Origin of the sequence: Streptomyces laurentii, assembly GCF_040635425.1 — a bacterium.
In the GTDB taxonomy this organism is placed as follows: Bacteria; Actinomycetota; Actinomycetes; order Streptomycetales; family Streptomycetaceae; genus Streptomyces; species Streptomyces laurentii.
Genome location: NZ_JBEYHT010000001.1, coordinates 1 through 11,459 on the forward strand (window position 1 = coordinate 1; position 11,459 = coordinate 11,459).

General features: G+C 72.9%; 12 protein-coding genes. 6 read left to right on the top strand and 6 right to left on the bottom strand.

The window, feature by feature from the left end:
- The first annotated feature begins 481 nt into the window (after positions 1–481).
- Together upp and ABZ693_RS00010 are read left to right on the top strand one after the other, a co-directional pair.
- Positions 482–1,147, top strand: coding sequence for a uracil phosphoribosyltransferase (gene upp, locus ABZ693_RS00005; RefSeq protein WP_359871554.1), 666 nt, complete (start codon positions 482–484; stop codon positions 1,145–1,147).
- Positions 1,148–1,241: 94 nt separating this feature from the next.
- Positions 1,242–2,183 (top strand): pseudouridine-5'-phosphate glycosidase, encoded by a 942-nt coding sequence (locus ABZ693_RS00010; RefSeq protein ID WP_359871556.1) that lies wholly within the window; start codon positions 1,242–1,244, stop codon positions 2,181–2,183.
- Positions 2,184–2,292: 109 nt separating this feature from the next.
- On the opposite strand, the gene ABZ693_RS00015 is transcribed toward ABZ693_RS00010, so the two are convergent.
- From ABZ693_RS00015 to ABZ693_RS00025, 3 genes are all read right to left on the bottom strand, one after another.
- A complete protein-coding gene (locus tag ABZ693_RS00015; protein WP_359871558.1) occupies positions 2,293–2,817 on the bottom strand; it encodes a hypothetical protein in 525 nt (174 codons plus the stop codon).
- A 156-nt stretch (positions 2,818–2,973) separates the two neighbouring features.
- Positions 2,974–3,792, bottom strand: coding sequence for a transglutaminase family protein (locus tag ABZ693_RS00020; RefSeq protein ID WP_359871560.1), 819 nt, complete (start codon positions 3,790–3,792; stop codon positions 2,974–2,976).
- Positions 3,789–4,847, bottom strand: coding sequence for a GNAT family N-acetyltransferase (locus tag ABZ693_RS00025; RefSeq protein WP_359871562.1), 1,059 nt, complete (start codon positions 4,845–4,847; stop codon positions 3,789–3,791). The genes ABZ693_RS00020 and ABZ693_RS00025 overlap by 4 nt, the downstream gene beginning before the upstream one ends.
- Before the next feature lie 112 nt (positions 4,848–4,959).
- Here ABZ693_RS00025 and fdxA point away from each other — a divergent pair, with 112 nt between their 5' ends.
- Both fdxA and ABZ693_RS00035 read left to right on the top strand, forming a co-directional pair.
- Positions 4,960–5,280: a ferredoxin gene (gene fdxA / locus ABZ693_RS00030; protein ID WP_031078476.1), complete on the top strand. Its 321-nt coding sequence runs from the start codon at positions 4,960–4,962 to the stop codon at positions 5,278–5,280.
- Positions 5,281–5,401: 121 nt separating this feature from the next.
- Positions 5,402–6,496 (top strand): bifunctional succinyldiaminopimelate transaminase/glutamate-prephenate aminotransferase, encoded by a 1,095-nt coding sequence (locus tag ABZ693_RS00035; RefSeq protein WP_359871564.1) that lies wholly within the window; start codon positions 5,402–5,404, stop codon positions 6,494–6,496.
- 100 nt (positions 6,497–6,596) lie between these two features.
- Here ABZ693_RS00035 and ABZ693_RS00040 read toward each other — a convergent pair whose 3' ends face one another.
- The gene (locus ABZ693_RS00040) at positions 6,597–7,073 is read right to left on the bottom strand and encodes an ATP-binding protein (RefSeq protein WP_359871566.1); all 477 of its coding nucleotides are present in this window, start codon (positions 7,071–7,073) and stop codon (positions 6,597–6,599) included.
- 412 nt (positions 7,074–7,485) lie between these two features.
- On the bottom strand, positions 7,486–8,457 hold the full coding sequence (locus ABZ693_RS00045; RefSeq protein WP_359871568.1) for a VldE C-terminal domain-containing protein: 972 nt from the start codon (positions 8,455–8,457) through the stop codon (positions 7,486–7,488).
- A 29-nt stretch (positions 8,458–8,486) separates the two neighbouring features.
- On the opposite strand from ABZ693_RS00045, the gene dapE reads away from it, so the two are divergent.
- Both dapE and ABZ693_RS00055 read left to right on the top strand, forming a co-directional pair.
- Complete coding sequence (gene dapE, locus ABZ693_RS00050) at positions 8,487–9,599, top strand: succinyl-diaminopimelate desuccinylase (RefSeq protein ID WP_359871570.1); 1,113 nt, start codon at positions 8,487–8,489, stop codon at positions 9,597–9,599.
- A 79-nt stretch (positions 9,600–9,678) separates the two neighbouring features.
- Positions 9,679–10,443, top strand: a complete 765-nt coding sequence (locus tag ABZ693_RS00055) for an LOG family protein (RefSeq protein WP_359871572.1) — start codon at positions 9,679–9,681, stop codon at positions 10,441–10,443.
- Positions 10,444–10,563: 120 nt separating this feature from the next.
- Here the strand turns inward: ABZ693_RS00055 and folP are convergent, their stop codons facing one another.
- Positions 10,564–11,424 carry a dihydropteroate synthase gene (folP, locus tag ABZ693_RS00060; protein ID WP_359871574.1) on the bottom strand — a complete coding sequence of 287 codons (861 nt, stop codon included), beginning with the start codon at positions 11,422–11,424 and terminating at the stop codon, positions 10,564–10,566.
- Positions 11,425–11,459 lie beyond the last annotated feature (35 nt).

Consider the following 11,459-nt stretch of genomic DNA (forward strand, 5'->3'; position numbering starts at 1 on the left):
CCCTCGATCCGGGGCGGGAGAACCGGCCGATGGCGGAGGCCCTGCGGCTCTGGCTTCGGGAGTTCACCTACGACAGGGAGCCGGCTGTCGATGAGACAGCCGGCCGCCCCATCGCGTTGCCGCGCACCCCGAACCGGCGGAGACGGGCCATTCACCCTGGCCGCAAACCGAGCCCCCACCCGCCGGGCCGCACACATCCCGACTGCCGGAGCGACACCCGGCCCCACCGGTCACCGGGTCGCCGCTCGCCCCTGGCGGGCGGCCACACCGGAAACCCACCGGGACCTCGGCCTCCGGCACCTCCACCCGGTGTCCACCGGTGCGTCCACTCCTTGGACATGGCTTTGAGGGGGAACTCCGCGCCTGCCGACACTGGGGTGACATGCGCATACCAGGTTTGTGCGACTGAGGACAGGAACGACGGCGGACGTCCCACCCCCCCCGGGCTCCGCCTGGCGGTATCGACCTTCAGGAGTGTGCTGTGACCGCGACCCCCCACGTTCATCTGCTGCCGCAGACGGATCAGCTGCGCGCCATCCACACGATCATCCGTGACCGCGACTGCGCCCACGAGGACTTCGTGTTCTACGCCCGGCGTGTCATGCGGCTACTGCTCGAACACGGCCTCGACCTGCTGCCGTTCACCAAGAAACAGGTCACCACGCCCGTCGGCGTCACCTACGACGGGCTCGAGTTCGCCACCAAGATCTGCGCCGTCCCCGTGATCCGGGCCGGCGAGGCCCTGGAAGGCGAGCTGCGCGACATCCACCCCGGCATCCGGATCGGCAAGATCCTCATCCAGCGCGACAAGCAGACCAAGCTGCCGCACCTCTACTACAGCCACCTGCCCGAGGACATCGCCGACCGGCACGTCCTGCTGCTCGAACCCATGCTGGCCACCGCCGGCTCCGCGCTCGCCGCCATCGACGTCCTCAAGGACGCCGGCGTGAGCGAGGACCGCATCATCATGGTCAACTTCATCTCGTCGCCCGAGGGCATCGCCCGGGTCGGCGCCGAGCGCCCCCACGTGAAGATCGTGACCAGCGCCGTCGAGGAACGGCTCAACGAGCACGCGTTCATGATCCCCGGCATCGGCGACTTCGGCGACCGCTACTTCGGCACCACCGACTGCGGTGCCCGGACATGAGCGGCCCTCCCGGCCTTCCCGGCCCTTCCGGCCCGCCCGGCCTCCCGCCGTACCGCCGCACCCGCCCCACCGCTCTCCCGATCGAAGGAACGCGATGACCCCGCCCAGCCCCACGATCCCCGTCGTCTACGCCGAAGAGGTCCGCGAGGCCCTGCACGAGGGACGTCCCGTCGTCGCCCTCGAATCCAACGTCATCACGCACGGCCTGGCCTACCCGCACAACGTCGAGACCGCGCTCCAGGTCGAGGCCGCCGTCCGCAAGGGCGGCTCGGTCCCCGCGACCATCTGCGTCGAGGACGGCGCGATCCGCGTCGGCATGAGCGCGGACGACATCGAACGCTTCGCGTCCACGTCCGGTATCCCCAAGGTGTCCAGCCGCGATCTCCCCGTGGTCCTGGCGCGCGGCATACGGGGCGCCACCACCGTCGCGTCCTCGCTCGTCGCCGCCGAACTCGCCGGGATCGCGTTCTTCGCCTCCGCCGGCCTCGGTGGCGTCCACCGGGGCGCCGAGACCACCATGGACGTCTCCTCGGACCTGATCCAGCTGACCCGCTCCAAGGTCGCCGTCGTCTGCGCCGGCGCCAAGATGATCCTCGACCTGAAGCTGACCATGGAGTACCTGGAGACCCAGTGCGTCCCGGTCGTCTCCCACGGCTCGGACGACTTCCCCGCCTTCTACTGCGCCTCCAGCGGCGTGAAGGCCCCGCACCGCATCGACGACGAGGATCTGATCGCCCGCGTCGTCGCCACCCACTGGGCCACCGGGCACCCCGGGGCCGTCGTCATCACCGCGCCCCCGCGCGCCGAGGACGCCGTCGACCCCGTCCAGGCCGAGGCCGCCATCGCCGAGGCCCTCGCCCAGGCCGAGCGGGACCAGGTCACGGGCCAGGGGCTGACCAAGTACCTGATGCACGCCGTCGACCGGGCCACCGGAGGCCGTACCGCGCAGGCCAACATGGCTGTCCTCATCTCCACCGCCGAGGTCGGCGGCCGCATGGCCGCCGCCTACGCCCGTCACCGGCAGGCCGCCGGCTGACCGGCGCATAGGAGGACAGGGGACGAGGCCAGCGGAGGAGGAGGACGAAGGGGCTACGGGCCGGGCGGCGCCACGGCGTCGCCCACGGCCTGTCCCCCCGGCGCAGGTCCTAGCCCAGCCACTTCCGCAGCAGTTCCTCGCGCTCCGAGCGGCGCGGCGTCCCGCCCTCCCAGGCGCGCCCCCACGCCGCCATCGCCGCGAGCGTCGTCTCCATCGTCGCCGCGCCCTCCGTGAGGCGGTTCAGGAGCGCCAGGGAGAGGTCCACCTCGCTCTGCGGGTAGCCGGAGGAGGCCGCGACGTACGCCGCCAGGTTCCGCTCGCCGCCCTCGGTTCCCACCCGCACCAGCAGCAGCGGCGGGGCCTCGATCCCGCCGCCCATGCCGGGCAGGGCGATCTCCTTCACCGTCTCCAGGGCCATCCCCGTGACCGTGCCGACCTGGCGGATCAGGGTCTTCATGGGTATGTCCGCCACCGTCAGGGAGCGGATGTCCTCCCACGGATACAGCTGGGACTGTCCGTCGCCGAGGCCCGTCACGCCCTCGTCGGCCAGCCGCACGCCGGGCGCGTGGCCGGCCGGCTTGGCGCCCACGTAGACGTCGCCCTCGGCGATCCAGAACAGGCCGACCATGGCCATGGTTTGCTCACTTCCCCCGACAACGGCTCCGCCGTCGCGCACACTTCGAACACCGAACACCGAACACCGAACGAGATAAACGAGATACAGGTCGACGGCGGAACGAACGGCCGGGCCCGGAAAGTTCCGCTTTCCGGCCCCGGATCCGTCCGGCCGTCAGTTGAGCAGCGCCCGCGCCGCCTTCGCGCGCCGCCGGATCGCCTCCGCCGCGCTCGGCTCGACCGCGTCCATGACCGTCGCGTACGCCTCCATCTCGGCCGCGCCGGTGAGGAAGTCGCCGCGCTGTACGAGCAGTTCGGCCCGCTCGTAACGCAGCCGGGCCGGATGCGAGGGCAGCAGCAGCGACAGTTCGACCGCCCATAGCGCGACCCCGGAACGCTCGGGCCGGGAGGCGGCCCACGCGCGGATGTTGTTGAGGATGCGCAGCACGATCGCCGGCGCCGTCGCGGGCCGCAGCATCGACGGGTCGAGGGCCTCGCCGGTGGCGCTCGTGACGATGAGCTCGGCGTCCGTGCCCGTCATCGGCCGCCCGCCGGCGAACGGATCGGCCAGCCGGAGCTCGGCCGGGTCGCCGAAGCCGACCACGAAGTGACCGGGCAGCCCGAGCCCGTACACCGGCGCCCCGGCCCGGCGGGCCACCTCCAGCCACACCACCGACAGCAGGATCGGCAGCCCGCGCCGCCGTCTCAGCACCTCGTGCAGCAGCGAGGACTCCAGCCGCTGGTAGTCGGCGTCGACGCCCTGGAAGCCCTCGCGCCGGCCGAGCAGCTCGGACAGCGCCGCCACCCACGCGTCGGCGCCCCGCGTCCCGTACGGCACGAGCCCGGCGAGCCGGTCGAGTTCGACCTCCGCGAGGTCGAGGTCGGCCTGGGTCAGCTCCGGGTCGGCGACCGCGCCCACCAGCAGGCAGAGCCGGGCGAGATCGGGCCGGTCGGACCGGGCCTCCTCCGCGAACTCCCGCCGCCAGTCGGTCACGCGTCCGTCCCCTGGTCGCCCGGCCCCCGATCGTCTGTCGTCGGGAGATCCGCGGCCGCGGCCCGGGGGCGGTAGTGGTGGTAGTGGTGGTGCACGGTGAAGCCCATCCCGTCGTACAGCGCGCGGGCGCCGTCGTTGTCCGCCTCGACCTGGAGCCAGGCCGCCGACGCGCCCTCCTCCAGCGCCCGGCGGGCGAGCGCCGTCATGACGGCCGTCGCCAGGCCCCGGCGGCGGTGCGCGGAGGCGACCTCGACCGCCATGAAGCCGGCCCAGCGTCCGTCCACCACGCAGCGTCCGATCGCCGCCGGTACGTCATCGGTGCCCGCGACGGAAGCGAACCACACACTCGGGCCGCTGCCGAGGACCTTGGTCACATGCGGGCCGGGCTCCCCGGTCCGCTGGTAGCGGCGCAGCCACGGGTCGTCGACCGAGCGGCCCAGCCGGACGGCCGAGACGTCGGCGTCCGTGTCGTCGAGCGGCGCGAGGCCCGCGATCCGTACCTCGGCGGACACCTCCCGTACCCAGTCGCGCCGTTCCAGTTCCGCGCAGAGCACCTCCTGGGTGCCCTCGGCGCCGGTCGCGGCCTGGACGTACGCGGGCAGCCCGCGGGCCGCGTACCACGCGCGTACGTGCTCCAGGGCGGCGTCCAGCGGGAGGCCGGGGTCGCCGAGCGGGAGGACCGAATTGGCCCGCCGGGTGAAGCCGGCGGCGGCCCGCAGCGTCCAGTCGCCGAGCGGTTCGCTCTCCAGCGGCTGCCAGCCGCGCGCCGTGACCCGGGCCAGTTCGGGGAAGGAGGCGGCGGGGCCGCGGCGGCGCGCGGGAGCGGCGGGGACGACCTTGCCCGCGGCGAGCCTGTCCTCGGCGACGCGGACGGTGTCACCCGTCCTTCGTGTGATCAGCAACACGCCGGAGTCCCATGAGGTGAGCACCCCGACCGCGTCCGTGAAGTGCTCACCTGGAACTCGTGAGTCCGTCACGTACCGAACCGAGACACGTTTTCCCACGTCAGCAGTGGTAATGCGGATGTCAAGCCGTCCGCCGCCGATGAATTCCACGCCTTCTGCGCCCCTCCTGTTCGGATCGCCCCCGAGAACGGAGATACTAGGGGTGGGCATCGACGACGCCGCGCTCCCGCGCAGACCAGCCCTACCGAGGAGGAACGACAGCGTGACCTACGTCATCGCGCAGCCTTGTGTCGACGTGAAGGACAAGGCGTGCATCGAGGAGTGCCCCGTCGACTGCATCTACGAGGGCCAGCGATCCTTGTACATCCACCCGGACGAATGTGTCGACTGTGGCGCCTGTGAGCCGGTCTGCCCGGTCGAGGCGATCTTCTACGAGGACGACACTCCGGAGGAGTGGAAGGACTACTACAAGGCGAACGTCGAGTTCTTCGACGATCTCGGTTCGCCCGGTGGCGCCTCCAAGCTGGGCCTGATCGAGCGGGACCACCCCTTCATCGCCGCCCTGCCGCCGCAGAACGGCTGAGCACTCCGATATTCCGCCCGGTCCCGTACGGCCTCGCCGCTGTACGGGACCGGCGCGTTTGGACCGACATGCTCCGGTCGGGTTCCGGCCGGCGTGTACGTACGAGGAAGTGAGCCACATCGTGAGCGCCGTCTCTTCGCGTCTGCCCGTCTTCCCCTGGGACCGGCTGGAGCCCTACAAGGCCACCGCCGCCGCCCACCCGGACGGCATCGTGGACCTGTCCGTGGGCACCCCGGTGGACCCGGTCCCCGCGCTGATCCAGGAGGCGCTGGTCGCGGCCGCCGACTCGCCGGGCTATCCCACGGTGTGGGGGACGAAGGAACTGCGGGACGCGCTCACCGGCTGGTGCGCACGGCGGCTCGGCGCGGTGGACCTCGCCCATGAGAACGTGCTCCCGGTCGTCGGCTCCAAGGAGCTGGTGGCCTGGCTGCCGACCCAGCTCGGCCTCGGCGCGGGCGACAAGGTCGCCTACCCGCGGCTCGCCTACCCGACGTACGAGGTGGGCGCGCGGCTGTGCGGCGCGGAGCCCGTCGTCTACGACGACCCCACGGAGCTGGACCCGGCCGGGCTGAAGCTGCTGTGGCTCAACTCGCCGTCCAACCCCACCGGGCGGGTGCTCGGCAAGGACGAACTGACCCGGATCGTGGCCTGGGCGCGCGAGCACGGCGTGCTGGTCTTCGCCGACGAGTGCTACCTGGAGCTGGGCTGGGAGGCCGACCCGGTCTCCGTGCTGCACCCGGACGTGTGCGGCGGCTCGTACGAGGGCGTCGTGGCCGTCCACTCGCTCTCCAAGCGCTCCAACCTGGCGGGCTACCGCGCGGCGTTCATCGCCGGCGACGCCGCGGTCCTGGGCGAGCTGCTGCTGATCCGCAAGCACGGCGGCATGATGACCGCCGCGCCGGTGCAGGCGGCGACGGTCGCGGCGCTCGGGGACGACGCGCACGTGGCCGAGCAGCGCGCGCGGTACGCGGCCCGGCGGGCGGCGCTGCGGGGCGCGCTGGAGGCGCACGGCTTCCGGATCGAGCACAGTGAGGCCAGCCTGTACCTGTGGGCGACGCGGGACGAGCCGTGCTGGGACACGGTGGCGTACCTGGCCGAGAAGGGCATCCTGGTGGCGCCCGGCGACTTCTACGGGGTGGCGGGGGAGCGGTTCGTCCGGGTCGCGTTCACGGCGACGGACGAGCGGGTCGACGCGGCGGTCAAGCGGCTGGGCTGATCCCGGCGCCGCGGGACCTCACGGACACGGCAGAGGCCCGGGAAGCACGTTTCACGCGTGTTTCCCGGGCCTCGGTGTGCGCCGTGGCGGTACGGAACCGTCAGTGGCCGATCGGGAGGCCGCCGATCAGGCCCGAGCCCGGCAGGCCGCCGCCCTTGCCCTTGCCCTTGCCGCCGCCCGCGGCACCCGCGGCCTCGCCGACGGTCTTGCCGGCCTGGCCGGCGGTGTCGCCGACGATCTTCTGGGCGGCGGGGGTGGCGGTCTTGCCGGCCTGGCCGACGACCTTGCCGGCGGCCGGGACGGCCGAGTCGGCGACCTTGCCGGCGGCCGGGACGGCCGAGTCGGCGACCTTGCCGCCGGTCTTGCCGACAGTGCTGGTGGCGGTCTGCGCGGCGGCGTCGACGGCGTTTCCGGCGTTGGACGTGTCCAGGGAGGTCAGACCCGTCAGGGCGCCGGCGGCCGGGGCGAGGGAGGGCTCCGTGGCGCTCGCGACACCGGCCGCGCCGACCACGGGGGCTGCGCCGGCCGCGACGAGGAGGGCGGCCTGGGCGATCCGACGGGTCAGGGGGAGGGACATGATGCTCCTTCGGCGGAGTGGATATGACGCGGTGACAACCGGCCCCGGGGCGGGGAAGGTTGCGGACGCCGAAGGTAAAGACTGGGTAATGCGTCGTATTGTCGGGTGGGGAGGAAAGCGGACGAACGCACTCAACGTGCCGACGGCCGCCGAACCGTCACTTCCCTTGTCCCGTAAGGGGATCGAGGCGGTCGAGGGGCCTCCGACGGAAGATCGGGAGGAGGGGGTGAGGCGGGGGCGCGGATGACGCGCCCGGGGGATCCGTCGTACGGCTGCCCGAGAAGGCCGTGGGAGGCGCATATGCCGCACGACGGTCAGGGGCGGGTGTCCTCTGCCGCACGTGCGTCCGGACGGATCGGCATATGACCACCGCTTCCACGGACGCAGCCGGGGACCGGCCCGAACCGCCCCGCTAACGCGCCAGCGTGAGCCGCACGGACGAGCCGTCCGTGCCCCGCGTGCCCGCGCCGCCCCGTACCGGCTCCCAGCCGCCCGAGGACGCGTCCGCGACCCACCTCCGGTCCCCGTAGACCACCTCGGCTATGCGCAGCTCCTCCGCCCGCGCCACCGCCCACTGCGCCAGCGCCCAGCCCCGCTCCGCCCGCGGGACCCGGGTCTCGCGGACCGGCACCGTCAGCTCCACCCGCGCCGCCGGCGCGCCCCCGGCGGCCGAGCCGGGCGCTCCCGCGGCCCGCTCCGACTCCGCCCCCGGCCTCGTCTTCGGCGCGGACCGCGCGCCGAACGCCCTCACCAGCTCGTCCCGCACCCGCGCCGGATCGCCCGGCCGCCCCTCCGTCGCGTCGGCCGTGCAGCTCAGCGCGGCCGGCGCGCGGCCGGTCAGCGCCGCCGACAGCAGCGTGGCGTCCGGCTCGTGCTTCGCGTACGCCTGCGGGAAACCGCTGCGCTGCACCTTCTGCGCCGCCACCGTCAGCGGCAGCCGCGAATAGCCCGGGACCTTCTCCAGGCCCTCGTAGAACTTCGTCGACGCGTACACCGGGTCGAGGATCTGCTCCGGCGTCCCCCAGCCCTGCGAGGGCCGTTGCTGGAACAAGCCGAGCGAATCCCGGTCGCCGTGCTCGATGTTGCGCAGCGCCGACTCCTGGAGCGCGGTGGCGAGCGCGATCGTCACCGCCCGCTCCGGCAGTCCGCGGGCGCTGCCCACCGCCGCGACGGTCGCCGCGTTCGACGCCTGCTCGGGCGTGAACTCGTAGCGGTTCTGCCCGCTTCCGATCACGCACCGCGGCGGGCCCATGCTGCCCGTCACGTCGTGCAGCGTCACATAGGCGGCCACGCCCAGGAGTGCGGAGAACGCCGCCGCGAACCGGACGGCGCGGCCGCGGCGGGCGGGGGCGGGGACACGGCGGGGCTCGGACACGCGCCCCACCGTACTGGAGGCGGGGATAGGGTCGGCACATGGCCGACACCGCTTCCTCCGCCCCTTCCGCCGACCCCGCACCCGTGCTGGACCTCACGCTCGACGGCGCCGCGCTGACCGCGGCACTCGTCGACGTCCCGTCCGTCAGCGGGACGGAGAAGCCACTCGCCGACGCCATCGAGAACGCCCTGCGCGCCCTGCCGCACCTCACCGTCGACCGGTTCGGCAACAACGTCGTCGCCCGCACCACCCTCGGTCACCCCGAGCGGGTCGTCCTCGCCGGCCACATCGACACCGTGCCGATCGCCGACAACGTCCCCTCCCGCCTCGACGACGAAGGCGTCCTGTGGGGCTGCGGCACCTCCGACATGAAGTCCGGCGTCGCCGTCCAGCTGCGGATCGCCGCCACCGTGCCCGTCCCCAACCGCGACCTCACCTTCGTCTTCTACGACAACGAGGAGGTCGCCGCCCACCTCAACGGTCTCGGCAAGGTCGTCGAGGCCCACCCGGACTGGCTCGCGGGCGACTTCGCCGTCCTCCTCGAACCCTCCTACGGGCAGGTCGAGGGCGGCTGCCAGGGCACCCTGCGGGTCAAGCTGCACACCGCGGGCGAGCGGGCCCACTCCGCCCGCTCCTGGATGGGCTCCAACGCCATCCACACCGCCGCCCCGATCCTGGCCCGGCTCGCCGCGTACGAGCCGCGCAAGCCGGTCATCGACGGCCTGGAGTACCACGAGGGCCTCAACGCGGTCGGCATCGAGGGCGGCGTCGCCACCAACGTCATCCCCGACGCGTGCGTCGTCACCGTCAACTACCGCTACGCCCCCGACCTCTCCCCGGCCGAGGCCCTCGCCCACGTGCGCGAGGTCTTCGCGGACTGCGACATCGCCGAGTTCGAGATCGACGACGAGAGCCCCGGCGCACTGCCCGGCCTGTCCCACCCCGCCGCCGCGGCCTTCATGAAGGCGGTCGGCGGCACCGCGCAGCCGAAGTTCGGCTGGACCGACGTCGCCCGCTTCAGCGCGCTCGGCGTCCCGGCGGTCAACTACGGCCCCGGCGACCCGCTCTACGCCCACAAGCGGGACGAGCACGTGCACGTCGAGCGGATCCACCACTGCGAGGCACGGCTTCGCGAATGGCTCACCGATTGATTCCGGCAATTCGAGTCTTCTTCACCTGACGCGTCCTAACCTGACCGGGACGATCAATGGACGGTGAAAGGAGCAGGCCATGGGCGTACCCCGCGAGCCGAGCAAGCCGGTGGAGCAGCGGCTGGGACCGGTGCTCCGGCGGCGTGAACAAGTCCAGCCCGGCACGACCGACCAGCGGCTGCTCGACACCGAGGGCGACTCGGAGTGGGTGCACACCGACCCCTGGCGGGTCATGCGCATCCAGTCCGAGTTCGTGGAGGGCTTCGGCGCCCTCGCCGAACTGCCCAGTGCGATCAGCGTCTTCGGCTCCGCCCGCACGCTGCCCGACACGCCCGACTACGACGCCGCCGAGCGGATCGGCCGCGCGCTCGTCGAGGCGGGCTTCGCGGTGATCACGGGCGGCGGCCCCGGCGCCATGGAGGCGGCGAACAAGGGCGCCCGGGCGGCCAAGGGCGTCTCGGTCGGCCTCGGCATCGAGCTGCCCTTCGAACAGGGCCTCAACCCGCACGTCGACATCGGCGTGAACTTCCGCTACTTCTTCGTCCGCAAGACGATGTTCGTGAAGTACGCGCAGGGCTTCGTCGTCCTGCCGGGCGGCCTCGGCACCCTCGACGAACTGTTCGAGGCGCTCACCCTCGTGCAGACCCGCAAGGTCACCCGCTTCCCGATCGTCCTGTTCGGCACGGCGTACTGGAAGGGCCTCGTCGACTGGCTGCGCGACTCCGTCGTCGCCGGCGGCAAGGCGGCCGAACACGACCTGCTCCTCTTCCACGTCACGGACGACGTCGACGAGGCGGTGGCGCTGGTGACGAAGGAAGCCGGCACCAAGGAGCACCGGCGGTAGAACCCGCTCCCGGGGGGAGGGGCGGGGCGCATATGCCCCGCCCGTCTCGCGTCCGTCACGCGTTCTCGTGCCCCTACGCGCGTGTACGCGCGTGTACGGGCGTACACGGCGTGCGTACGGCTACGCGAGGCCGCGCCGGGCCACGGCGGGCGGGCGGTGGCCCGCGATCGACGCCACCATGTCGAGGACCTGCCGCGTCTCCGCGACCTCGTGCACCCGGTACACCCGGGCGCCCAGCCACGCGCTCACGGCCGTCGTCGCGAGAGTGCCGAGCACCCGCTCCTTGACCGGCCGGTCCAGCGTCTCGCCCACGAAGTCCTTGTTCGACAGCGACACGAGCACCGGCCATCCGGTGTCCGTCATCTCGCCGAGCCGGCGCGTCGCCTCCAGGCTGTGCCGGGTGTTCTTCCCGAAGTCGTGACCCGGGTCGATCATGATCCCGTCCCGCCGTACGCCGAGCGCGACCGCCCGCTCCGCGAGCCCGACCGTCACCTTCAGGATGTCGGCCATCACGTCCTCGTACTCCACCCGGTGCGGCCGGGTACGCGGCTCCGCGCCGCCCGCGTGCGTGCACACCAGGCCCGCGCCGTACCGCGCCGCGACCTCCGCGAGCCGCGGGTCGACCCCGCCCCACGCGTCGTTGAGCAGGTCCGCGCCCGCCTCGCACACCGCCTCGCCGACGTCCGCCCGCCAGGTGTCCACGCTGATCACCACGTCCGGGTGACGGCGGCGTACCTCGGCGACGAAGCCGACCGTGCGGCGCGCCTCCTCCTCGGCGGTGACCTCCTCGCCGGGGCCCGCCTTGACCCCGCCGATGTCGACGATCGCCGCTCCCTCGGCCACGGCCCGCTCGACCCGGGCGAGCGCCGGCTCGTCCCGGAACGTCGCGCCCTGGTCGTAGAAGGAGTCCGGGGTCCGGTTCACGATCGCCATGATCACCGGCTCGTGCGGCCCGAATTCTCGCCGTCCCAAGCGCAGCATCCCTTTTGTCCTCCCTCGCGTCCGTTCGCCTGCGA